Source organism: Chitinophaga filiformis, assembly GCF_021646545.1.
Classification (GTDB): Bacteria; Bacteroidota; Bacteroidia; order Chitinophagales; family Chitinophagaceae; genus Chitinophaga; species Chitinophaga filiformis_A.
The window spans coordinates 84,503-108,650 of sequence record NZ_JAKIRP010000018.1; the positions used below are offsets into that span (position 1 = coordinate 84,503).

At 41.5% G+C, this 24,148-nt stretch carries 26 protein-coding genes and 1 tRNA gene; 14 read left to right on the plus strand and 13 right to left on the minus strand.

From position 1 onward, the window contains the following. Positions 1-97 precede the first annotated feature (97 nt). Complete coding sequence (locus tag L3C95_RS30290) at positions 98-982, plus strand: hypothetical protein (protein ID WP_236394018.1); 885 nt, start codon at positions 98-100, stop codon at positions 980-982. Positions 983-1,065: 83 nt separating this feature from the next. Here L3C95_RS30290 and L3C95_RS30295 read toward each other — a convergent pair whose 3' ends face one another. Next, positions 1,066-1,764 carry a DUF1826 domain-containing protein gene (locus tag L3C95_RS30295; protein WP_236394019.1) on the minus strand — a complete coding sequence of 233 codons (699 nt, stop codon included), beginning with the start codon at positions 1,762-1,764 and terminating at the stop codon, positions 1,066-1,068. A 141-nt stretch (positions 1,765-1,905) separates the two neighbouring features. Further along, positions 1,906-2,133 carry a hypothetical protein gene (locus tag L3C95_RS30300; protein ID WP_236394020.1) on the minus strand — a complete coding sequence of 76 codons (228 nt, stop codon included), beginning with the start codon at positions 2,131-2,133 and terminating at the stop codon, positions 1,906-1,908. A gap of 89 nt (positions 2,134-2,222) precedes the next feature. Here L3C95_RS30300 and L3C95_RS30305 point away from each other — a divergent pair, with 89 nt between their 5' ends. Beyond that, positions 2,223-3,353, plus strand: coding sequence for a hypothetical protein (locus L3C95_RS30305; protein WP_236394021.1), 1,131 nt, complete (start codon positions 2,223-2,225; stop codon positions 3,351-3,353). A 247-nt stretch (positions 3,354-3,600) separates the two neighbouring features. Further along, positions 3,601-3,960 carry a hypothetical protein gene (locus L3C95_RS30310; RefSeq protein ID WP_236394022.1) on the plus strand — a complete coding sequence of 120 codons (360 nt, stop codon included), beginning with the start codon at positions 3,601-3,603 and terminating at the stop codon, positions 3,958-3,960. 367 nt (positions 3,961-4,327) lie between these two features. On the opposite strand, the gene L3C95_RS30315 is transcribed toward L3C95_RS30310, so the two are convergent. The 3 genes from L3C95_RS30315 to L3C95_RS30325 form a co-directional block, all read right to left on the minus strand. Further along, on the minus strand, positions 4,328-5,116 hold the full coding sequence (locus tag L3C95_RS30315; RefSeq protein ID WP_236394023.1) for a hypothetical protein: 789 nt from the start codon (positions 5,114-5,116) through the stop codon (positions 4,328-4,330). Between the two features lie 266 nt (positions 5,117-5,382). Next, positions 5,383-6,093, minus strand: coding sequence for a LytR/AlgR family response regulator transcription factor (locus L3C95_RS30320; protein WP_236394024.1), 711 nt, complete (start codon positions 6,091-6,093; stop codon positions 5,383-5,385). Positions 6,094-6,121: 28 nt separating this feature from the next. Next, positions 6,122-7,180, minus strand: a complete 1,059-nt coding sequence (locus L3C95_RS30325; protein WP_236394025.1) for a sensor histidine kinase — start codon at positions 7,178-7,180, stop codon at positions 6,122-6,124. A gap of 359 nt (positions 7,181-7,539) precedes the next feature. Between L3C95_RS30325 and L3C95_RS30330 the strand changes: the two genes are divergently transcribed. Both L3C95_RS30330 and L3C95_RS30335 read left to right on the plus strand, forming a co-directional pair. Next, positions 7,540-9,924 carry a TonB-dependent receptor domain-containing protein gene (locus L3C95_RS30330; protein WP_236394026.1) on the plus strand — a complete coding sequence of 795 codons (2,385 nt, stop codon included), beginning with the start codon at positions 7,540-7,542 and terminating at the stop codon, positions 9,922-9,924. A 253-nt stretch (positions 9,925-10,177) separates the two neighbouring features. Further along, complete coding sequence (locus L3C95_RS30335; RefSeq protein WP_236394027.1) at positions 10,178-10,525, plus strand: 4Fe-4S binding protein; 348 nt, start codon at positions 10,178-10,180, stop codon at positions 10,523-10,525. Between the two features lie 312 nt (positions 10,526-10,837). Here the strand turns inward: L3C95_RS30335 and L3C95_RS30340 are convergent, their stop codons facing one another. After that, the gene (locus tag L3C95_RS30340) at positions 10,838-11,635 is read right to left on the minus strand and encodes an SDR family oxidoreductase (protein WP_236394028.1); all 798 of its coding nucleotides are present in this window, start codon (positions 11,633-11,635) and stop codon (positions 10,838-10,840) included. Between the two features lie 162 nt (positions 11,636-11,797). Here L3C95_RS30340 and L3C95_RS30345 point away from each other — a divergent pair, with 162 nt between their 5' ends. After that, the gene (locus L3C95_RS30345; protein ID WP_236394029.1) at positions 11,798-12,157 is read left to right on the plus strand and encodes a winged helix-turn-helix transcriptional regulator; all 360 of its coding nucleotides are present in this window, start codon (positions 11,798-11,800) and stop codon (positions 12,155-12,157) included. A gap of 193 nt (positions 12,158-12,350) precedes the next feature. On the opposite strand, the gene L3C95_RS30350 is transcribed toward L3C95_RS30345, so the two are convergent. Then, complete coding sequence (locus tag L3C95_RS30350) at positions 12,351-12,650, minus strand: aldo/keto reductase (RefSeq protein WP_236394030.1); 300 nt, start codon at positions 12,648-12,650, stop codon at positions 12,351-12,353. Positions 12,651-12,790: 140 nt separating this feature from the next. On the opposite strand from L3C95_RS30350, the gene L3C95_RS30355 reads away from it, so the two are divergent. Beyond that, on the plus strand, positions 12,791-13,687 hold the full coding sequence (locus L3C95_RS30355; protein WP_236394031.1) for a helix-turn-helix domain-containing protein: 897 nt from the start codon (positions 12,791-12,793) through the stop codon (positions 13,685-13,687). A gap of 576 nt (positions 13,688-14,263) precedes the next feature. On the opposite strand, the gene L3C95_RS30360 is transcribed toward L3C95_RS30355, so the two are convergent. Together L3C95_RS30360 and L3C95_RS30365 are read right to left on the minus strand one after the other, a co-directional pair. Then, complete coding sequence (locus L3C95_RS30360) at positions 14,264-14,587, minus strand: nuclear transport factor 2 family protein (protein WP_236394032.1); 324 nt, start codon at positions 14,585-14,587, stop codon at positions 14,264-14,266. Positions 14,588-14,606: 19 nt separating this feature from the next. Further along, entirely contained in the window at positions 14,607-15,401 is a 795-nt protein-coding gene (locus L3C95_RS30365; protein WP_236394033.1) for an SDR family oxidoreductase, read from the minus strand. Between the two features lie 125 nt (positions 15,402-15,526). Between L3C95_RS30365 and L3C95_RS30370 the strand changes: the two genes are divergently transcribed. Then, positions 15,527-15,901: a winged helix-turn-helix transcriptional regulator gene (locus tag L3C95_RS30370; protein ID WP_236394034.1), complete on the plus strand. Its 375-nt coding sequence runs from the start codon at positions 15,527-15,529 to the stop codon at positions 15,899-15,901. A 329-nt stretch (positions 15,902-16,230) separates the two neighbouring features. Here L3C95_RS30370 and L3C95_RS30375 read toward each other — a convergent pair whose 3' ends face one another. Both L3C95_RS30375 and L3C95_RS35285 read right to left on the minus strand, forming a co-directional pair. Continuing rightward, complete coding sequence (locus L3C95_RS30375; RefSeq protein WP_236394035.1) at positions 16,231-17,460, minus strand: glycoside hydrolase family 30 protein; 1,230 nt, start codon at positions 17,458-17,460, stop codon at positions 16,231-16,233. A gap of 273 nt (positions 17,461-17,733) precedes the next feature. Next, entirely contained in the window at positions 17,734-18,006 is a 273-nt protein-coding gene (locus L3C95_RS35285; RefSeq protein ID WP_410683756.1) for a UvrD-helicase domain-containing protein, read from the minus strand. Positions 18,007-18,561: 555 nt separating this feature from the next. Here L3C95_RS35285 and L3C95_RS30380 point away from each other — a divergent pair. Further along, entirely contained in the window at positions 18,562-19,611 is a 1,050-nt protein-coding gene (locus L3C95_RS30380) for a hypothetical protein (RefSeq protein ID WP_236394036.1), read from the plus strand. 115 nt (positions 19,612-19,726) lie between these two features. Here the strand turns inward: L3C95_RS30380 and L3C95_RS30385 are convergent. Continuing rightward, a tRNA-Leu gene (locus tag L3C95_RS30385) sits at positions 19,727-19,810 on the minus strand. 253 nt (positions 19,811-20,063) lie between these two features. Here L3C95_RS30385 and L3C95_RS30390 point away from each other — a divergent pair. Together L3C95_RS30390 and L3C95_RS30395 are read left to right on the plus strand one after the other, a co-directional pair. After that, positions 20,064-20,492: a response regulator gene (locus L3C95_RS30390; RefSeq protein WP_236394040.1), complete on the plus strand. Its 429-nt coding sequence runs from the start codon at positions 20,064-20,066 to the stop codon at positions 20,490-20,492. A gap of 149 nt (positions 20,493-20,641) precedes the next feature. Continuing rightward, entirely contained in the window at positions 20,642-21,799 is a 1,158-nt protein-coding gene (locus L3C95_RS30395) for a glycoside hydrolase family 43 protein (protein WP_236394046.1), read from the plus strand. Between the two features lie 103 nt (positions 21,800-21,902). Here the strand turns inward: L3C95_RS30395 and L3C95_RS30400 are convergent, their stop codons facing one another. After that, on the minus strand, positions 21,903-22,058 hold the full coding sequence (locus L3C95_RS30400; RefSeq protein WP_236394048.1) for a hypothetical protein: 156 nt from the start codon (positions 22,056-22,058) through the stop codon (positions 21,903-21,905). A gap of 102 nt (positions 22,059-22,160) precedes the next feature. On the opposite strand from L3C95_RS30400, the gene L3C95_RS30405 reads away from it, so the two are divergent. From L3C95_RS30405 to L3C95_RS30415, 3 genes are read left to right on the plus strand one after another with little or no spacing between them, the layout of a single operon-like run. Continuing rightward, positions 22,161-22,541: a DoxX-like family protein gene (locus L3C95_RS30405; RefSeq protein ID WP_236394049.1), complete on the plus strand. Its 381-nt coding sequence runs from the start codon at positions 22,161-22,163 to the stop codon at positions 22,539-22,541. 8 nt (positions 22,542-22,549) lie between these two features. Next, positions 22,550-23,290: a DUF2071 domain-containing protein gene (locus L3C95_RS30410; protein WP_236394053.1), complete on the plus strand. Its 741-nt coding sequence runs from the start codon at positions 22,550-22,552 to the stop codon at positions 23,288-23,290. Beyond that, positions 23,278-24,030, plus strand: coding sequence for a class I SAM-dependent methyltransferase (locus tag L3C95_RS30415; protein WP_236394062.1), 753 nt, complete (start codon positions 23,278-23,280; stop codon positions 24,028-24,030). Before L3C95_RS30410 ends, L3C95_RS30415 begins: the two co-directional genes overlap by 13 nt. Positions 24,031-24,148: the final 118 nt, after the last annotated feature.

Consider the following 24,148-nt stretch of genomic DNA (forward strand, 5'->3'; position numbering starts at 1 on the left):
ATTGTTTTTTTATACTGATACAAAGCTCGCCCTGTTCGCTAAGATGGACGTATTGGAATTATCCTTTGGAGTCTTATTTTCGTATTAAAATCGTATTATGACAACAGACGAACTGGCGCACCTCGAACGGCTTATGAATTACATTGCCCATCATTTTATCAGGAAGAGCAGCTGGGAAGATGTGTCAAAGGCAGAATGGCTTTATATTTCAGCCGAATTCAACAAGTTAATGCTGAAAGGTAAGCAGCTGCAGGAAGAGGCTTCCTTCCTGGGAGATAACTATTTCTATGAGCACCTCATCATTAAAAGACTGAAGGCTGCAAAGGCAGGGAAAGCATTGGCCGGCATCAGCAGCCCTAATTTCGGAAAAATGAATACCATAGCCAGTATATTGGGCTATGACAGCTATATGGATTTCCTCAGGAATGCCGCTACCGTTTTTAGTTTCCACGAGCTCAAAATCAATATTCCGCTGGGAGTGATGAACACCGCTTTATTGGATCATCTTACGGGATGCTGGTATTGTTATAACAGCAATCTGCCGCTGACAGGCCCTGGTGCCAGAGAGGAAAGAGTAAGGCGGTCTGCTATGGAGATCTATCAATCAGGGGATGAATACCTGGTGGAACGCAGCGGTAAGGACAATCATATGTATTACGGCAAGATCACTGCCTATGCCGACTACGTTTTCATCATCATGAACAGTACTACTTTCATCCGCCAGAGACATTTTATTGGCCGGGTGAAAGATGCTACCCGTAAGCTGAAGCAAAAAGATTTCAGTGTAAACCAGATGAATTTTGTAAGTACTTGTGTTAGCTTCAGCGAAGACCCTGTAGCGCTGAACGAAATATTTGACCGCGTACCGGCAGGCGATTTTGAGCGGCTATCCGTTGATTTACCTCTAAGCAGCCCTGAATTGCCGCCTCACATCCTGCAACAGCTTAAGAATAAAGGTCTGCACCAGATTTCCGATTATTGATATACGAACACTAAAGTGGAAACCGTCTGTGGACCTGTTTGTTATCCTAAGGCAGAAAGGAGGAAAGTAATAAGGATTTGTGTTCAACAGATCAGCAACAACCTATTCTTTCCGGATTTTTCCTTTGGAGCACGGTGAATACAGGGAGGAACCTGGCTTTCAGGATGATCAACCGCCAATCTCCATAGATGACCAAGGCCTAAGCTTACCGGACGTGCATCAGGTTTAGCCTGATAGTGCAGATCAAAGAAATGTTCACTTAAGAATGAGTCAAAACCTTCATCTGTGCCATGATATAGCTTTCTGAGCTCATCACGTATTTCTGGAATAAGTACTTTTTTTATGCCTTGCGAATTTGGCAATATTTCACTTGAATCGCCATGGTAAGTGCATAAAAAGGTATCGACCGGTACTGGAGAGCGATCCACATGAAAAGAATAAACATCGGTTGGAAAAAAGGGGTAGGTATTATCCCGATCGTAGTAGTTGATCACATTCAGGACTGGCGATGCGCCATGAGCTTTCAATAGCTTCAAGTCATTTAAAAGAATTTCACGGGCAAGTTGCCCTTGTTCACTGAGCCGAAGTTCGCGAAGTTCCTCTTGTTCAATTTCCGTTATATTTCCACTTAGCGCTATCTTATCAACAATCTCGGAAAAATCACCTGTTAGTTTACGCGTCCAGCAAATCGCATTTACTTCTCCATTAAATGGCGTAGAAACAAGGTCCTTAAAATTTGTGACGCAGCGGATCTGATTCTCAGCGTGAGATAAATCTATCATGACAGGTAATGTAAATATAGCATCATTTGACAACGAAGTATGGGAATAGTGGCTGGTCAAGCCAGGACAAATACTGGTTGAAAAACTTTTGATAAAGATAAGAACAAAAAGTTAACAGATAATATCCAGCCCCCGGGTACCTTAGATCTTTGGTAGCCGTTCTTCTGCTATAGCAGTGTGAATGTCTTCTACAAATTTGTTACAAGCGTATACACTCCATCTTGCAGCGCTTTCTTTAAAATTGTTGCCTTTCATATCGACCTTATAATTGAAAATAGTCTTTTCAATATATTCAACCAGCTTATTGATTGTCCACGAAGGTGCGTACGCATTTCTTTTTCTGATTGCAGCCGCAAGTGCCTCTTGCATCTTACCTATATTGGCTTTGAACAACTTCCTTTCTATTAAAAATTTGAGTAATTTTGATTTTCCTATATTTGTCCCGAAATCCAGAAACCATGAAATATATACCACTGTTGTTAGCTGTCTTCTTTTTTGCCTGCAAGAAAAATGACAATGCCGCCGAATATGAACGCCTAACCCAATGGGCCAACGCCAGTAAAATCAACATCGTCGATGTAACTACGAGTACGGCTGATCTTCATATAGATAGTGATAGTGCCGGGGCGATGCCCAGCGGTTACCAGCGCATCTTACTTGTAACCCTTGGAAGTACTACCAGGGAAATTCCATTTACAGGAAGTGATATCACACTCACTGACCTTGAGCGTGGTAATGTGTATGAGCTGAGGATCAAAGTTGTGTTCGGCGTAAAGACCTATCAGACCGACAGGACATTACTTGAAACTGATGCCCTGGAATATGATTACGCTCGTATTTATTACGATCGCTCGCAGTTTAAAGACTGGCAGTTGCCGTATAGCGATTCAAACATGATATTCAGATCAGATTTCTCACAGCTGTACGTTTACGGACCAGGCGTTGGAGAAAGAGTAGCGAAGTTTGTTAACAGGGATAATCCTTTAGATTCTGTAGAAATTAAATCGACTCAGCTAGGTGAAACCACAAGCATTATCGCCTGGAGTAAATGGTTACCAGCCGAGCCATATGTTCAATATAAATATTATTACCTCGTGTATGGGAAGCAGGTATTGAACAGTTACTACGGCTGGAAGCACAATGTTAAGGATACTGCATATTTTAAAGTGTTCAACACAAGTCATTATATCAGTTCAGCCTCCTATACTCCTTCGAGTGGGTCCAACGAGTGCGGCTTGCTGACTTTAAAAGGATTTTTTGGTAGTGATACGCCCGATGGAAGTACGGTGAATTTCGACGGTGAGCTGGGGCAGCGTTTGGGTGGACCATGGGATAGAAGCCTGGTGATTCAACAAAATGGAGTCACTGTCAAAACCATCCAATTGACGGAAACAGATGCCGGTACCTGTGAAAGCGGGGTTTGGATCTCCAACAAAAAGTTCTCTGATGAAGGCATTTATTATTATCATAACATAGAAGATATTATAGTGAAGATATCATTGCCATCAGGTACATATTCAATACATACTGAGGCAGCAATGCGGCGCCAGGGAACGAAGTTCTCCCAATCGTATGAACTGAAGATCTGATCCACTTTGATAGAGATAATGTCCCACAAGACATGCAGGGGAAGCTGCCTCACTTTGAGACGGCTTCTTTTTGCGTTTTAAGTGACTGGTAGCGAAGTGATTAAAGGAGTTTGTAAAACTAACAAGTAGTTGGTATTTTTACAACTTCGGGGATTAAATGCCTGGCAAAGGTAAAAACACCAGACGCTACTATTCAGTCTGCTTGCACAGCACTCATTTAATTCCTTTTTAACTAAATCTTATGAAGATGTACAAACTATTATGTGGATTCCTGGTGCTTTTCTGCCTGCAAACCAAAGCACAGTCCAAAGATTCGTTGAATGTAAAGCTGGCTGAAGCCAAACGCGAGATATTGGCGAATGTCGTTATTAACGACAACGCGAATAAGGCGTTTGATGTCCTGACGCAGAAAGCAACAGAGGCATATCAGCAAGACGGATCAAGTAAAAATCTGGCTAAGATCCTCGAACGCTACCGGACATTGTTAACAGAAATCAAAGGTGCACAGACGCCTAAAATCAACAATACCGAAGAGTATGAAGTTAGCGTTGAATCTATCAAAAAAGCTAAGTTGAAACTCTGCCCTCTCTATCCTTTTTGCAATTAAGTGTTGATATTGAATTGTTTTCCGGATCAATCCTTTGGCCCTACAAAACAATAACTCACTACCTGAGGGATTATTTGTGCGAATAGCCAAGAAACAGATCATTGGTTCGATCTTCGCGGAAAAGCTGATTTTTTGGAAAACAAATTCGAACTACGGAACCAAACATTATCCTCGGTAAGATAAGCCGGCCCGGTGCGGGGTCAAAAGATCATAAAAAACGGGAAAGGTCGGAGTCTCCGACCTTTCCCGTTTTTGTGCCCAATGGTGGCATATTTTGAATCGGCCGCTACTTTTAAACATTTCTTGCTTCTGATACAATGACCTTGAAGAACAAAATTTGTTTAATTACAGTGGCTTTTTCAAACATTTAATATGATAACCCCAATGCTAAACGAATCGCCTGTTCTACGGGAGCGTAACCTACATCTGAATCTGTGATAGTCAACTCTTTTCTTAAAAGTAAAGGTGGTTGAGCCATAAATTTAGGTATGTTCCCTTTGTGTGCCTGCGCAGAATGTACCAAAAACGGATGACAAAGATAAACCGTACCAGCTTTGCCGATTGCCGAAACATTCTCTTGCTCTGGCAACGTGTCCAGGCTTCGTGCAAGATCGATAAAAGACAGTCCGGCATCACCTTCCTGATGCAAAAGACGGGCAACATCCAGGTGTGATCTTTTATAAATGACTGTTGGTGCATCGAGATCCGTAACATCCGAATATAGAACCAGCATTAGCAAGGCTCGTCCTTTAGATTTTATATTTACACGCCATTCAAAGTAATTGGATGCATCATTTCCCGGAAAGCTCGCATCTACGTGTTTGCCGATATCGTTTGGCTGCTTATCAGAAGGAAATCTAACCGGAAATGTACCCACGCTTTGGCAGGGAATCCATTTATCAGCACCAATTAACTGATTAAAAGCTGCATGCAACTTTGATGTATTAACAGAATCTACAAAAGGCTGTTGCGTATACATTCCAAGACGGACCACGGGCTCAGTCCAGCTATTGGGATTCTCCCGGTCAAAAGGAAGATCTTTCCACAAGAGATCTAAAACTGCGGACGCTACAGCCTGGGGAAATGCGTTATCAATGCGAACGAATCCGTCTGTAATAAACTGCGCTATTTCTTTTTCGCTTAATATTTCTGACATAAAATATTTATTTGAGGATATTCTGGCACACGAGCATAATGTTGTGCCTGGAACCGGATAAAATAATCTGAATCTGGACAAAGAAAAATCTGCACCATTTGCTTTATGGTGCAATGCGTAAGAACTACGGCAGGGGAGGGTTATAACATTACAGTCATTCTCATATGTGATAAAGATAATACGTTTCTTTTAAATAGGAACATAAACTTGCGCCCCGGACCTGACTTGAATAATAACCAATTGGACAATTATCAGACATTACGCTGTCATTCCCGTATCCCAAGGGCTTTCATAACCTCTGTTTTATATTGGCGGCCAATCGGAAGCTCCAGGTCTCCCACCTCAATAACGGAGGTACTAAATGATTTGATTTTATCTGTTGCAATGATATATGCCCGATGGATACGTAAGAATTGTATGTCGGGTAACTTTTCCTCCAGATAACCGATCCGCTGGTAGGTAATTATTTCCTGAGCGGATGTTTTTACTTTGATATAATCTTTCAGGCTTTCGATGTAAAGGATGTCTTTCAAAAAGACCTTCACCATCTTCTTATCTGACTTAAGATAAATAAACTGTTCGCCCGGTGTTCCGCTATCCTGAGGAACTAAAATTGGCGGTAAAGGATTTGATGACTCATTTGCGGGATGGTATTTATTAATTGCTGCGAGGAACCGTTCGAAAGGAATAGGTTTGAGCAGATAATCCAGAACATTGAGTTCAAAACCTTCCAGCGCATACTCCCGGAATGCGGTAGTAAAAATTACTTTCGGCCTGTTGGATAGCGTTTTGAGGAAATCGATACCTGTCAGTTTCGGCATCTGGATATCAAGGAACAATAAGTCCACTTTATTCTTTTGCAAAAATTGCAATGCCTCAATGGCATTGTGGCATTTGCCTACAAGGGTCAAAGTTTCCAATTGGCCGATATAATCCTCCAGGATAGCTATTGCCAGGGGTTCATCATCTACAACCATGCACCTTATTTTGCTTGCTGCCATCGAATTATTGCAATTTTATTTTAAGGTCAACAGTATAATATTCCGGTTCCTTTTGTAAGATCAATCTATGCGTGTCGGGATATAACAGGTCAAGCCTTCGCTTTACATTAAGCAGGCCAATCCCACCTCCATGGGTGACGTTGTCGGCTGCACTGCTTTCCGTCCCTGTATGACTGTTCTCTACTTTTACGTTTAACCACTCATCTTTTACTTTGAGATCAATAGTAACCCACACGTTGTCTGTTTCGTGGCTTACTCCATGTTTAAAGGCATTTTCCACGAATGGGATCAAGAGCAAAGGTGCTATTTTTTTACCTTCAATTTCACCGGATGCATTAAGTGACACATCAAGCCTGTTGCCGTAACGTAGTTTTTCCAGTTCGATATAATTTCTGATATGTGCTATTTCTTTATCAAGCGATATGCCATCCGATTGTGAATCATAAAGCATATAGCTCATCAGCCCCGACAATTTCAGCACTACTTTTGGCGCATCGGAGGAAGATTGGAGTGTAAGGGCATAAAGATTATTCAGGGTATTAAACAGGAAATGTGGATGTACCTGGGCTTTCAAATAATTCAATTCCGCTTCCAGTTTTTCATGTAGCGTATCCTGGTGGATCCGTTCCTGGTCAAACCAATGTTCAAGAACTTTAACCAGAAGAGTAAACAAAAGTACAGGCGCCAGAAACCAAAGCATCACTTTAAAAATCAGATACCATACAAAGATGGCCTCATAGTAGGTCGTATCCGGAAAAAAGGTCGGCTCGATAAACCGTTCCAGTAATATGCGGTCCAACAGAGAGGCCACAAACAGGAGCGCTATCGCAGATGTAGCATAAGCGATATATCTTTTTTGCTTAAAGAGGTGGGGAAACAATACATAGATGTTAATATAGGCTACCAACATTGCTGCCGGCAGCCTTTGTAATTCATTCAGGAAATAATTGAAAAGGCCGTCTTCCCCATCCGCATGTACGCTGGTGTACGCCAGGAGATAGCCGATCCAGAAAAGGATATGGGTAAGCAACCGGTTCCCCGCTATATAAAAACGGTTCGTCATTACTGTTATTAGTCTGTTCGCGTAACTTTCTTATCAGACCAAAAATAGTGTTTTGACATTTTACATTGCAACTTTTCGACGAACGACCGTTTTTGAACCGTTTTCAGCACATTTTCATACTGTATTCAGCAAAACGGTTCAATCAGGCTTTATAGGGTTTGCAATTTGTCGTTTGGCAAAATCCTGTGAAGGGGCTGTTTTAATAGTGTTCATTTGCATTGAAACATTTCAGAACAACTATGTACACTCTATACCCTGCACACAAGTGTTCCCGGATGGGGCAAAGGCTTTATCCATCATTGCTGCTCCGTGCAATTATATCCGGAAAGGCAACTCAGACTTTCCTTTTGATTATAGGTATGGCCACATGCATTTATCCTTTTGCCCTTTATGGGCAGCAGCCATCAATCGCCCGCCAGGGTGACCTGAGTAAGTGTTCTATTTCAGGCAAAGTGATAAACGAAAAGACAAGAGAGCCTGTGCTTTATGCTTCGGTGGTAGTTAAAGACAGTGCAGGAAAAACAATAGTGGCCTCATTGACCGGCCAGAACGGATATTTCAAAATCGATTCATTGCCACCGGCCAAATATGTACTGGAAATTACTTACATGGGGTACCAGGCGTATACCCAATCAATAACGGTGACTGGCATAACGGCAAAGTTGGAATTGGGCACGCTACCTATGAAAGAAGGTACTGCATCCCTCAACGAGGTGGTAGTGACCGGGGAAAAATCCGGACTGGAGCTGAGGCCTGACAAGAAAGTATATTTGATCGGTAAAGATATATTGTCCCAAAGTGGGTCAGCTGGTGACGTTTTGAATGGCATACCTTCAGTTGCGGTTGAACCGGGCGGCGCTGTCCGGCTGAGGGGCAACAGCAACGTAACTGTCCTGATAAACGGGAGGCGCTCGGGGCTTACGCCCGGCAATGTGATGACACAAATTCCAGCTGCCAGTATCGCAAAGATAGAAATTATAACCAGCCCCTCTGCACGTTATGATGCTGCCGGCTCTGCCGGGATTATCAATATTGTACTCAAGAAAAATATAAAAGAAGGGCTTAGCGGCCAGGTCAGGGCGGTATTGGGTGTTCCCAACGACTATAACGTGAATGCTAACCTGAACTACAAAACTGGCAATCTGAACCTGTTTGCTACGTTGGGCGGCCGTTATTCGGATTATGTAGGGTTGTATACCACGAAACAAACGACAACAGGTATTACGGCTGCCTCGCTTAGCAAGGTGCAACATGAAAACAGGCATGATGATGGCAGGCTTGTTTATTTTGGAGCGGACTACTTCATTAATCCGCGGAACACCTTTACATTGGCATTCTTTAGAAATGCCACAAAGGATATAGACGGGACGGTCCTGGATTACGATTTTGGGACTATAGGCATCGACAGCAGCATAACCCGGAATGGAACATCCAGGGAAGTCCGCAGTTATAATCAACTGGAATCAAACTATACGAGGACTTTTGACAAAGAAGGCAAAAAGTTCACGATTGATTTGCAATACGACTTCTGGAACAGTGATAAGACCTGGGACCTGTTGACCCGAAAAACATTTCCCGTAGTTACCGATCTGGATCCCATCAGAACAACCTCTATCGGGGCCAGCAAAGATCTGGTCATACAGTCGGATATAGTAAACCCTTTTAAAAATAAATCGATTTTGGAATTAGGCCTTAAAGCGGAAAACAGATCTGTGTCAGGCGATTTTAAGGCGGAGCAACGCCTGGACAAGGATTGGGTAACATTTGATAATATCGACAATAAGCTGAATTATAGTGAAGGCATCTGGAGCGCCTATGCGCAATACCGGAGCAAATCCGGCGAGTTCAATTACCTTCTGGGCTTAAGATACGAATGGACGCAAATCGGAATCCGGGATAGGGGAGGCATTTTTAATAAGCGGAAGTATTATGGCAGGATATTCCCCACCATAAATCTGAGTTATGCGATAGGTAAAGGATCGACTCTTCAGATGAGTTATGCAAAGCGGATCAACCGGCCTGAATTATGGTATTTATACCCCTTCAATGAACTAACTGATTTCAATGCACAATTTGTCGGGAACCCTGACTTAAACCCTTCTTATACCAATGTCATTGAACTGGCATTGTTGAGGCAATGGGATAAGTTTACTTTTAACCCGACGGTATATGCACATTTCACGACGGCACCCATTGAGCAGTACACCTATCATAACGATAAGGGCACCTTTATAACAATGCCGTTCAATCTGGACAAGGAAAACCGTTACGGTGTTGAGTTATCCGCTATTTATGATCCTGTAAAATGGCTAACCCTTAACGGCCAGTTCGGTCTTTACGGGTTCAGGCAAACTGGTTACTATAAAGAAACTGATTTTGACTTTACAAACACTTCCTGGAATGGCAGGATCAATATACGTGCTAAGCTACCCTGGAGATTAGCGGTTCAAACCAGGTATGATCTGCAGGGCCCTGGCAACAATGCACAAAGACGTACAAGGCCTTACCACTACCTTTCATCAGGGTTAAGCAAAAACGTGCTCAGAGATAAGGGGACGCTAACCCTGGACGGAACCAACGTTTTGAACTCCCGCAAGATAAGGTCAGTGACTACCGGTGAAAATTACATCATAGACCAAACCGACAATTTTAATGCTGCAAGGTTCAGGCTTAGCTTTAGTTACAAATTTACCAGGAAGGACGGTGAAGTTTTCAGAAGCCGGAAAGAGGGAAATCGCGATTGAGATAGTCACATTGAGAATGGGCGATCATACGGCAGTAGGTTGACTGAGTAGCGGCTGCAGCTATTAACTTTCTCGTATATGAGCCACTGGATAAAAATGCATTCGGGGGATCATCCAATAAATTGTTTTCGGATGGTTAAATAATACAAATGTTTCGAGGACTTATTAGGGCAATGAACTATTTTCTATTAATTTTATCACCTATTGGTTATTATTATATAATGAAGCATAGACAGCTTCCAAATTAAAACTTATGGCTATTAAAATTACAGATGAATGTATTTTCTGTGGAGTTTGTGAATCGGAATGTCCAAATAACGCGATCTATGAGGGGGGCGTAGAATGGGCAATAGCTGATGGCACAACGGTTAAAGGTGCTTTTATGTTGAAGGACGGATCTATTATTGATGCCAGTCAGCGCAATGCTCCCCTGGCTACTGATCTGTATTATATTGTTTCGGATAAATGTACAGAATGTCAGGGATTTCATGAAGAACCTCAATGTGCAGTTGCATGTCCGGTAGACTGTTGTGTGCCAGACGAAATGTGGCAGGAGTCTGAAGAAGAACTGCTGGCGAAGAAAGATAAATTACATCTTTAATCAGAAAGCATATTAGAAAAAACCGTCTCAATAAAAATTGAGGCGGTTTTTTCTTTTGTATCGGACATTATCTGTTTCATGAAGAAAAATAATGAATTAGTGTCTTATTTAAAAGGCGTTTATTAATACATATATAAAGAAGCTTTGATTGGTTAACCTTCACCTGAAGATCCTTCTATAGTCAATATCATTTCTTAGCCTCAGTACAGGACTCTGACAATTTTAGACGGTGCCTCAATTACTTTTGAGACACCGTCTCTTCGTCATTTTTTGAGCAGGTAGCAGATTCCTGAGCAGGGATTTCTTATGTATTTAGTTAACTACCGGAAAATTTCCTCCATCAATGACGAGATTCGCGCCGGTGATATAGGAAGCGGCGGGTGAGACAAGGAAGTAAATCAGTTCGGCCGTTTCTTCCGGAGCGGCCATTCTTCGTAATGGCACGCCGCCAACTCTTTCGAAAAGCTTTTCCTTCATTTCCTCTGCGGTAATACCTGCCTGTTTTGCATAATCTTCCAAAAACGCGGTCATGGCTTCCGTTTCATTTAAACCAGGGGATACAGTTACTACTCTAATGCCTTTATCGGCTACCTCTGTAGCTAATGCTTTACTATACGTGTTCAATGCTGATTTTGCGGCGCTATAAGCCATCGTGGACTCCCAGATGGGAAACTGACTACTGGTAGAAGATATGTGAATGATCACCCCGCTTTTTTGCTCCAGCATTTTAGGTAGTAATGCCCTATCCAGACGAACAGAGGAAAGGAGGTTAACCTGCAGGGCCTGGCTCCAGTGTTCGTCAGTCAGGGTACTAAATCCTCCACCCGGATATGTGTTTGCTCCCATGTTATTGATCAGTATGTCTATGTGCCCGAATTGCGCATTAATGATGCTGGCTACTTTGTTTACCTCTTCTGCCCGTGATAGGTCTGCAGCAATGAAGGTATATGTTGCATGCTGATCATCCGGTTGATTTCGGGCAGTGACAATAACAGTGGCGCCTGCCTGCTCCAGTCTTTTAACAATAGCTTTACCGATTCCCTTGGTACCCCCTGTGACCAGGGCTATTTTACCTTGTAATACGCCATTAGTTGTTTGTTTACTTTCCATGTCTGATGTTTTTTAATTACGTAATGTTCGTTTCTAAAAAAATAGATCTACTTTAGTTTCATAAAGTAACTAAAACTGTTGCTTGTGATTATTCTCACAACACTAATTGGCAGTAACGTTTATGTAACTAAAAGCCGAAAAGTGGTAACGTTCATGTAACCAATGAAGAAATTCAAAGCACATACATCCACCTGCCCGATCGTTCATACGATGGCCTATATTGGAGGCAAGTGGAAACCCATTATTCTCGGGCGGCTGTTAAGTGGAGCCGTTCGGTTTGGAAAGCTGGCGGTACAGATTCCGGATATATCACGTAAGATATTGACCGAGCAACTGAAGGAGTTAGAAGAGGATGGATTGATCATCCGGCATAGTTATAACGAGAAGCCGCCACGCGTTGAATACGAACTAAGCGAGATCGGTCAGACGGTTATTCCTGTTTTGATGGCTATGACAGAGCTGGGAAGCAAAATGCACGAAGCTATCACCAAACATAAGCGCAGTGTTATACGGGCTCATTGATAAATAGTGGCTATCGGCATGTAAAGCAAAAGACTTTTAACAGTATAGTACATGACGCCCGGTTTTTGGTGGAAGAAGAAAATAAAGAGGGTGCCTTTTCACTTTTGAGACTCCGCTCTTAGAGCGGCTTCAATTTTTTTGTGCGCCAATTTTCTTAAAAAGGCATCCCAGGATTCAAGTTTTATCTGTAGACTTACTTGCCTTGCAGGTTTGCCAGGCTTGCGGGATAGCGTTCTCCCTGAAGACTGATGCTGTCCAAAGCCTTATTGATATCGGCTACATCATCATCGCTTAAGGTGATGTTTACACCGCCTATATTTTCTTCTAAGCGAGTCATTTTGGTGGTTCCCGGAATCGGCACAATCCATGGCTTTTGCGCCAGCAACCATGCCAATGCAATCTGTGCTGGCGTTGCGTTATGCTCTCCAGCAATCTTCATTACAAGGTCAATAATGGTTTGATTCGCTTCGCGGTTTTCTTTGGGTGTTTTCATTTTGTATGTTTTACCACAAAATTGCAAAGGATGGGTGAGCCGTTTTGTATACAGATTACGGGGTTTCCTACCAATATTACTGATTGGGAAGGCCGGTATCAAAAGGGATCTGTAATTTTGTAGCGATAAAAGAATAAGGTATGGAAGACATTGTAAGAATTGCCAGCATTGCGCAATACAATAGTATGCGGGACGTAACTACCAAGCATCCTCTGGTTACGGTGATAGACCATTCGAAAGCGCTGCCGATGCCTGCCAGATCATTTAACTTTGGTTTGTATGCGGTGGGTTTGAAAGAACTGAACTCTGCCCAATTACGTTATGGAAGGAAGCATTATGACTACCAGGAAGGAAGTGTGGTATTTGTAGCGCCCGGACAGGTGGTAGGTGTGCAACCTGGCGTTGAATCATTTGCCGCGAAAGGCTGGTCATTGCTCTTTCATCCCGACCTGATAAACGGCACTCCGTTGGGAAAACACATTCAGGATTATTCTTTCTTTTCATATGATGTAAATGAAGCGCTTCACCTGTCGGATAAAGAGAGGAGTATTGTGATTGATTGTTTCTCAAAGATCGAGTATGAGCTCGATCAAAATATAGACAAGCACAGCAAAGGACTGATAGCATCAAACATCGAGTTGTTGCTCAATTACTGTATCCGTTTTTACGACCGCCAGTTCATTACGCGCGACAATGCAAACAAAGGAATTCTGGAACGGTTTGAATGCTTATTGAAAGGCTATTTTTCATCCGGTAAACCGCGGAACGAAGGCTTACCTTCTGTAGCTTATTTCGCCGAAGCCCTACATTTATCTCCCAACTATTTTGGTGACCTGGTGAAGAAAGAAACCGGCAGATCTGCTCAGGAGTACATTCAATCAAAAGTGATAGATCTGGCGAAAGAGAGAGTGTTTGACATGAATAAATCGGTGAGTGAAATTGCCTATGAATTGGGCTTTAAATACCCGCAGCATTTCACCCGTTTATTCAAACAAAAAGTAGGCGTTACGCCGAATGATTACCGGACAATGAAGTAAATAATTATAATGAACTTAAGCAAAATTCTAGTCAGTCCATCTCAGTTTTGAGTTATTAAAATGAATAAACTTTTTTAACCTTCCCCAAGTTTTCAACTTGATCCACTTCCTTAGGATTGATTAATAGAAAGTTAGTATAAATGGGGAAAACTATGGGGCTGACCAAAAAGTAATGGTCAGCCCCAGTGCCGAGTAGCGGAATGTTTCGAACCAGATAGTACTCATTATTAAGCAATTAGTTGATTCTGCTACTTACTCAGGCTATAAATTCTGCTAATAAAAAGCAATTGTTTCATATTATTTGTAATCATACAAAATCCCTTTTACTGTCGGATCAAATATTAACTATTGCAAATAATTCCCAAAATCTAAATGTAGGAGACCCTATTTCATTTGAATATTCTACAAACAACCCAGAAATGATAATCACTGAGTTTGAGAATAATTACTAATATCGTGGCCAGGATATAAGGTCTGGTTTAGTATCTGTTGCCATTGTAATTTTTTAGGGAAACCGCCCGCTTGAGTCAGGCGGTTTTCTAACGTGTTGTCTAGGTGTTGCTCTTAGTCCGGCGTTTATCCAGTAACCTTTAATGAATCGATAAGACCGTCCTTTAGCCCCATATTAAACCGCAGCACGATTGGGCTGCCGGGAAATGTGCCTGAAACCTCTGCGGTTAACACACCGTTCGAACCCGACTCTTCATATTGAAGCGGTTTCATGACAGATCTATATTTCTCATTCGCATCTTCGATCCATTGCCGTATTTCTTCCTTGCCGGTGTGGGTCTTGCCTTCGTCATGAACGATGGCGGTTTCGGTGAAGCAGGTTACGTAAGCCTCGCTGTCGTAAGTGTTCTGCGTCTCTACAAATTGCGCTACTAATTGTGGTAATTCCATGATTTTTATTTATTGGTCTTTAAATGGTTGGTACCGTTCCGCCGTCAATGACGAAATTTGTTCCTGTTAAGTAATTGGCTCTTGGTGAAACTAAAAAGCCAACCAATTCTGCGACTTCTTCCGGTTCGGCAGGCCTGCCGTAAGGTATTCCACCCAATGCATCTATGACACCTTGCTGAGCTTCTTCTACAGTACTATTTGCATTTCTTGCGATCTCGCTCAACCAGGCTATCGATGCTGTTGTATTGATCCATCCTGGCGAAACAGTTAGCACGCGGACACCTTTTGGCGTAACTTCATTCGATAAGCTTTTACTATAATTGATCAAACCTGCTTTTGAAGCTGCGTACGGCAAGGTAGAATCGTATAGCGGTAATTTGCCCTGTATGGAAGCGATGTGGATAATAACACCACTTTTCCGATCAATCATTTGCGGTAAAAATCCCCTGTCAAGCCTGACAGGAGCAAGTAAATTAGCCTGTAGGGTTGATATCCAATCCTCATCACTCAATGCTGAAAAACCACCGGCGGGTGTTGATGAACCACCAAGGTTGTTTACCAGGATATCCAGCCTACCATAGGTTGACAGCACTTCGCTGATTACTTTTTGCGCCTCTTCTGCCTTGCTTAGGTCAGCAGGAACAAAATAAAGGTCTGTATCTGACTGTTCGGGTTTGTTCCTCGCGGTAATGACTACTGTTGCACCAGCGGCCTTTAAGCGTTCTGCGATTGCTCTACCAGCGCCCTTGGTTCCACCTGTTACTAAGGCTATCTTACCGGATAATTCGTTGTTGTAGTTGAATTGCTGTTCCATGTGTTTTTGTTTGTAGTGCAAATCTCGATAGTATGCGGGAAGCAAACAATTACGGGCTTACGAATCAGATACGGACAAATTTATCCGTATTGACCGTTCATCGGGGGTGTTGTATATTTGTAGTTATGTACATTAAAAAGACTACTCCGACGCTCAATTGTGGACTTGACCTGGTTGGTGAAGTATTGTATGGAAAATGGAAGATCCGTATTCTTTGGTTCATCCATATAGGCAACTTACGGCCAAGTGAACTTCAGCGGAAAATTCCGGATGTAACCAGACGGGTGTTGAATGTGCAACTGAAGGAACTTGAGGATCATGAATTGGTCACTAAAAAGATCTTTCCGGTTTTGCCTCCAAAGGTAGAATACAGTCTTACGGAATTTGGCAAAACACTCATTCCGTTGATTCAATCCATTGGTCTTTGGGGCGACGAACATGAGGAGCGGCTACGTAGAGTCATTTCGCAGCACAATGCAGGGGCATCAGAAGACGTGTGAATGTTGTTTAAGAAAATGCTTTAATCCGGGCGGCGTGAATTCCCTCGAAGTTTTAAAGTGCCAATCGCTATGTTACAGCTTCCCCAATCGCCAGAAAACAAATCATTGGTTCGATCTTCGCAGAAAAGCTGATTTTTTCAGATAATAAATTTCGAACCACAGCAACCAACGTCATCCCCGAGGTGATAAGCAGGCCCAGAGCAGGCTTAGATGACTATAAAAAGCAAAAGGTCGGAGACATTGAAGTGCCCCCTAAAAGTGTCTAACTTTTTGGGGGCACGTCATTTTAAAACTGCCTTTTTATTTTTGCTGAGCTATACGTTCATCGCTTAATTCTGAACAAATGTGGTTACACTCTTAGGCTCCAGCGTGTATTTAAAACTATTTGTTGATACATTTATTGAAGCAGCAGACTGTAAATTTTTTGTTCCTGATGTTGTATAAGGTGTAACAGAAGCTACTGTACCATTTTGAAAAGTGAATCTTTGCGTTACCGGACTATTGCCCGGGTTTATTGCCACAATCACTGCCTTTGTTCCATTAGTGTAAGCGCTGATGTTGGCGGATCCTGTTACATCTACCCTGTTATAACCCGGACGAACGAATTTTGCAAATTGTCCCATTACATATCCGCGTTTATTGATGCCCGCATCGGTGATAATATTACAGCTCGGATTTTTAACCCACCACCACACGTAGGCATTCTCATAATTAATGGTAAGAGAATTATGAATATCAACTGCTGTCACAATGGAAGCATTCAAACTTTGATCATCGCTGAAATATTCAGTCATCCAGATATCTTTTCCTTTATTGTAAGCATTTGTCCATAGCCGATATTGGTTGATACCATACCAGTGATGACCGCAGATATCTGTATTGGCAGCGCCGGTTGCATTGTTGAGAATGGGATCAGCATAGGAAGGAAGATAGTTGTATGTTTCGGGGATGATTACCCTTGTATTGATCGCTCCTGCATTGTTTACCATAAAATTGAACATTTGTTCGGGTGTCCATGAGCACGATTCATATGTAACATCAATATTAGGCTCGTTTTGAACGGAAACTGCATAAAGCGGAACACCATTATTGTTCATTGTGCTTACAAAATTGTTTAGCCAGTTTGCATACTCGCCATAATACTGCGGCAATAAAGTACCTCCCACAGTGTTGTTATTATCTTTCATGTAAGCCGGAGGCGACCAGGGTGATGCAAAAACAATAGCGCCGCGTGCAGTTGCTTTTTGGGCATTTGATATTTCATCAGACCAACTATTATTGGGATCAATGCGAACCCGTAATATGCTGAGTCCAAGTGTAGTAAATAATTTATCACAGTCAGCATCTGTCAACTGTCCATGCCATGCGCTGCAGCCTCCAAAACCACGTATTACCTGTTTCAAATTTGACAGATTAATGGTGCAGGAGGAAGTAGTGCCAACTCTGGCAGCCATTGCCTCCACACCATTGCTTTCTTCATCAGATGTAGTGACTATCGTTTTCTTACAAGCAGATAGCACAAAGAGAGAACAAATGAGAATACTTGATAATTTCTTCATTGGAATGAATTTTAGGTTTTTCGATTAAATCTTTGAATACGTCAGTGATTTTGAATGTTGGTTGAAAATGCCGTTAAGTGTTTCTTATATTGTTGAGGATAATGAAATGGTTTGAAATTTAAAATTTCACATAACAATACGGATTACAGGAACCAATGAAACCGTTCCCGCTTCATTTGCATACTACCGATACAACATTTATCCTCTTGATTACATTAAATGAAATAAGGATTAAGTTGATTGTACATTATATATGCTAAATACTGGCAGCTTTCAGTTTATTCTTTTGTGTATTGACTGAGTAGCAGAAAGATACGTGCGATGATAGAAACAAAAGCGATACTTTTTGATACTATAATTAGTAGTGGCAAACAAGGTTTCCAATAGTTGAAACTGATTCGCGGACATATCTTGCATTTCGTCAACAAAGACGTACTGAAAGCGTTCACGGAGAATAGGCAGGATTTGAGGATAAAATAAGTAAGCTATTTTTTTAACCGATTGGCGGTCGGTGATTTCCAGTGTTTTCAGTTTCTTCCCAAACACTGTTTGTAATTGATCGTAATTGCCACCACGGCAGCTTTAGTGGCGGGTGGAAGAAAACTTCAAATATGCGGTAGCTTAGAGGCTTACATATGATCTCCAGCGTCTTGTTAAGTGCACAACTTAAGAGAATTATCGAAGCAGGAGATAACTGATATGATGCTTATAGTTAAGCTTAAAATATTAATATTCAAAATGGAATGAATGTAATACTTTCAGCTATAGATTATTAATTACTTCGATTTTCGAGGTACGGGAAGGAGCAACTCTATCATTGCCTGCCTTCTCTATCAATAGGGGGGACATTAAAAGCGCCCTTTACATAATTTTCAGGTAGTTTTCCCGGCTATTTGAATTTCCTGAATGTCACGTAACGATCAATAAGGTAGCTAACATCTTCGGTTATTTCATCAAATTTTTGTAATCTCGTATTCTGTAGAACGTTGGGTTAACAATGAAATAAGCGAATTCAAATACTTTGATTATCAATTGATTTATTAGACCAAAGCCGGTTTACGGCATATATTTATGTGTTAGCTGCCATTTAAGACAACCATTATGCAAAAACTAATTTTCATATTATTTATTTTACTGACTATTTCTTTCAACGACAGGAAAGATGACAAGGAGCAGATAATATTTGATAGAATTGAGTTCATTTTTAATTTAAAGCAGACCATCGAAGAAGATGTTTGGAAATCATTTACAGACAAACAATTTGATGTGCCATTGATTTATTTTACTGATACAAGTTCATATGTTGTAAATCCGACAGCCAAATTTTTAACAACTTTTAAATCAAAACTTGTATTTGAAAACGGACAAATCAAAATATATAAAACTGAACAACGAGTTGATCGTTTACCATTTCATATGGAAACAGGTTTGACATCAGGAACACCAACAGACGAATATAATTATCATTCGCCTTTTATGAGATGTAGCAGTTATGAAGAAGTCTTTAAGAAAATCCCGGACGTACTATCAACTGAAGAATGGGTTACAATGATAATGCACGAATACTTTCACGGATTTCAATTTAAACATCCGGCTTATATGGACTATTATGAGAAAAATATTGTTCGGGTTCAACCCGATAGTCTGATAAATATTTACAATAACAATTCCTGGTTTAAGAACTTAATTGACAAAGAGAACGAAACACTATTGAAAGCACTAAGTGAACCTGATAACGCTAAAACAGAACAATTAATTGACACTTTTTTCAAAATCAGAAACCAAAGAAGAATAGAAACAAAACAAAGGGTAAAACTTGACATTGCCAAATATGAAAAGTGCTTTGAAACAATGGAAGGAACAGCAAGGTATGTAGAATTTAGTCTTTACAATAAATTTTCAACAATGCAACCAGACTACAAATTGTCTAAGACTGACACTTGTTTTAAATCATTTAAGAAATTTAAAAACTACAAAATTGAAAATGATACATGGTTGTACTTAACAGAAAAGTCGACTTATTTTTATGCAGTTGGATTTAATATGGCAAAACTATTAGACAAACTGAAGATAGAATATAGAGGAAAATTATTTAATGAAGGCGGACTTTCATTAGAAGACATTATGATAAATAGAGATAACGGCAACTAACACAGATTTTGCGTCAGGCGGGCTGGCGTGCAAACTTAGGGCCAGGTGCTTGTAAATAATAAATCTAAGTAAAAAGGCTTCAAGTCCAACGACTTAAAGCCTTTTTTAATTTTTGTGCCCAGAACTGGATTCGAACCAGCACACCCTTGCGAGCGCTGAGACCTAAACACAGTGCGTCTACCAATTTCGCCACCTGGGCAATTGATTTTTAGTACATTATTTCTTCAAGCTAACATTTTTTTTGAAAATGACAAAAAAAGTTGCTCCGTCAGGTAGTTGAAGTGATTATACGCAAAAGCTGGTCCGGACAATTCTGCCGGACAATTTGAAAGATCGATATTGTTTTTATTTAACTTTACTGCTGCATTTGTTTTGCGCCGTTTAAAGGGTTAATAACCAAAGGGGAGTAAACTTAAATTAATCCAACGGTATTCATCATAACTTTTCAGCCAATGTCGGACATCCGCCTACCTGTGATTTTAATGCTGGAATACGATCCGGACGATCGCTTTATAACCAGTACTGTTTTTGAAGAACAGCAATATCAGGTGCATCTCGAATTCGTAAATAATAGCAAGGGGTTATTTGGTTACCTGGACCAGTGCCGGCTTTCAAACCTGCCATACCCCGCCGTGATAGTTATCAACCTTAACATCACTCCTGTGGATGGGCGGGAAGTATTGAAACAATTGAAGGCGAATGCAGATTACCTGCATCTGCCGGTTGTTATATTATCAGATGCAAAAGATCCTAAGCTCGCCAGGGAGTGCTATGCACTGGGCGCTAGTTCTTTTATACAGAAACCTGATGCGCTTACTGGAACCAATGAAAAGATCCGTAACTTTTTCAGATACTGGTTTGAAACCGTGGTGTTGTCATAAGAGCACAAAATTTGGTTCACTGAGGAGGTGTACCGAATACCGGGGGCTTGCCCACCTTCCAGTTTTGTTTTGACAACAAGGTATTTCAGCCGTGTGCATTGTCATTGTTGAATAAACCATAACCCGCTACTCTTAATAAATATTAGATAATGAAGCAAGAAATAGCCATTTCAGTCGCAGTTTTCCTCTTGACGATTGTGGTCAATACAAAGGGATTGTATGCTCAGACTCATCAGTCAGCCCTAGGTAACACATATCAGAACCCATTGCCGGTAGAATTGGCAGATCCATATGTGCTGCAGGTAAAAGGTGATAAGTATTATATGTATGGTACCGGAGGTGTTGCTAAAAATGGATTTGCGGCTTATTCCTCTACCGATCTGGTGAATTGGAAAAATGAAGGTCAGGTATATTATGCTGCTAACGAAAACGGCTGGAGTGATTCAACAAGCGCCTGGAATGGCGCATATTGGGCACCCGAAGTATACCAGCATAAGGGCAAGTTTTATTTGTTTTACAGTGCACAATGGGGTATGAATCCCAATAAAGAAGTTGAAAATTTTCGTATCGGGGTGGCTGTGGCTGATAATCCTACCGGCCCGTTCATTGACCTGAACAATAAGCCCGTTTTTGATCCGGGGTACCCCGTCATCGACGCCAACGTTTTATTTGACAATGGCAAGGCTTACCTTTATTATTCACGCTGTTGCTACAAACATGCTGTAGAGAGCGAAGTGGCCGCCTGGGCTAAGCAGAAGGGATGGTTTGATGCCATAGAGGAGAGTTGGGTCTACGGGGTTGAGCTTAAACCTGATTTCAGTGGCGTCATAGGCGATCCGGTACTATTATTACGCCCCCCGGTTAAAATGGACGATAAGCAGGCAGAATGGGAAAGCCGTTCTGTTACCTCAAAAGAAGTCAACCGCCGCTGGACAGAAGGCTCGGTTGCCTTCAAAAAGGGAAACACCTACTATATGATGTACTCCGCCAATTACTTTGGTGGCAAAAATTACGCGGTAGGATATGCCACTTCCAAACACCCGTTGGGGCCGTTTACCAAGGCGGCTAATAATCCGGTATTGCAGAAAAATGTTGAGAAAGGCGGTGTGGTAACCGGCACGGGACATAATAGTATCACTTACTCACCGGATGGAAAGGAAATGTATTGTGTTTATCATGCCCGGACATCGGCGACAGGCGAGCAACGTGTTGTGTTTATTGACCGGATGAAGATATTAAAGAACGGGATGCTTATTGTAGAGGGGCCGACTACCGCCCGGCAATCTGCGCCTGCTGCAAGCAAGTAGCGGCAGCTCATTATCCTTTATGAATGGACTGCCCGGAAAGACAGAGCGGCCGACCTTCCGGCCTGCCGCTTTGTAATAGGTCGAGTAGGCCCGTTAGACGAGATTAGCATGTGAACTCAAAAGAAGCGCAGGTCCTGACTGTAAGACCACAAGTCCAATCACCGACAGTCGGCGCTTTTTTGGGTTCTACCTGCAGATGTCCGCTCAGCTTTGCGATAATTATCTTATTCAACTTTAATTTTTTAGGTTCTTTTTTCATAATCGTTGTGTTTAGATGGGGAATACTCTATCGTTACTAATATAACTTATATCAGAACGCAGGACAATCCCCGGAAAGGGGGAAATACACCACAATATTGACATGCGGAATATTTGGACTCATAAAATACTAATTTATTTTATTGGACTAGTCTGGCTCGTAAACGGTCTGTTATGTAAAGTTCTTAACCTGGTTCCGCGGCACGAACAAATTGTTGCCCGGATACTAGGCGGCCGATATTCACGATCACTGACACTGGCAATCGGAGTTTCAGAAATTGGAATGGCCGTCTGGACGATCAGTAAGATAAAATCAAGGTATAATGCCATGCTTCAGATGGCAATTGTGGCAGCAATGAACCTCCTGGAGTTTTTCCTTGTGCCTGATTTGTTACTTTGGGGCAGAGTAAACGCCGTCTTCGCATTCTTTTTTATTCTGCTTATATACTTTACGGAATTTAAAGTAAATCCCAGTCAGACATAAATAACTATATGTTTTCAGGTCTTAGGAATCACCCTTTCGCCGTGAAGGCGGTTTTCGAAAGTTCAATAGTATTGACTTTCGCTGTGGCAAAGGAAAAATTATTGCAACTTATTCCGGCTTGTCTGGAGCTTGATACATTTGATAATAAATATGGGTTTATTGCGGTAGCCATGGTTCAGACGAAGAAGCTTCGTCCTGAGGGTTTCCCAGGATTTATGGGAAATAACTTCTTCTTAATTGGGTATAGGGTATTTGTAAGATATACTGACAATGCCGGTAAAAATCTACGCGGCCTATACATCCTTAAGTCCGAAACGAACAAAAAGAAGATGGAGATTCTTGGAAATATCTTTACCCATTACAATTATACAACTACAGATATTACTCAAGTTGAATCCGGGCGCATAAGAATATTTGAGTCAGCCAAATCGAAATTTAAAGTTTCTGTAAATGTTGGTGATGGAGACGTAATATTGCCGGCAACATCACCATTTGCCGACTGGAAGCAAGCGAGACGATTTGCGGGCCCTCTTCCTTTCACGTTCCAGTTTAATACACAAACCAAAGAAGTTTTAATTATTGAAGGCGTGAGACAAAACTGGACACCTAAGCCACTAAAGGTTATTGATTGTAGTTTTTCCTTTTTTGATTCTCTCAATATAGAAAGTCCTGTTCTGGCCAACGCTTTCATTATCAATAACGTTCCATACTATTGGAAAAAAGGAAAACGGGAGGTATGGAAGCAGTAAGAAAGCCTTTTCAGGGCGTCATCAACATTATCAGGTTCAACTGGCATTTCTACGCATTGTCTCTGTTTATGGTGGTACTTACCATCATTGCAGCTGGCTATTTTAAAGGACTTCCGGTACTTTATATAATACCTGTTCTTTCTTTGGGCGGAAGCCTTACTTCGTTACTGGTATCCTTTTATATTTACGATCTATCCGGCCTGTATAGTCTAAATTGGGCAATTAGTACAGGAGGTGAACGCCTGATTGTTAATATCCATGCAGGATTTGATGAAACAAGCCTTTTACTTCGAAACAAGTATAGGAATGCGGAACTGCGAATAATAGATTTCTACGATCCACAAAAACATACAGAGCTTTCAATCAGGCGCGCGCGGAAAGCTTATCCGGCTCTTCCGCAAACAGTACGGGCGGACGCAAACAGATTGCCAATTGAAGATGCGTCAGCAGACAAGATATTCGTCATTTTTTCTGCACATGAAATAAGAGACAAAACAGAAAGGGCTGATTTTATCCGGGAATTGGCCAGGGTTATAAAGCCCGGTGGGGAAATCTACGTAATGGAACATCTGAGAGATACACCGAATTTCATCGCTTATAGTGTTGGCTTTTTGCATTTCTATACAAAAAAGTCCTGGTTGAAGCTTTTCAGTAATGCTGATTTAAAAATTAATCAGGAGATTAAACTTACTCCTTTTATTTCGACTTTTATAATTTCTAAAAATGATAATCCATTTTAGAATAATTGGATCACTTTTAATCGTGTTGGCGCTTATCCATGCCGTATTTCCGAGATATTTTAACTGGAGTGAAGAGCTCAAGCCACTGAGTATGATCAACCGGCAACTAATGACAATT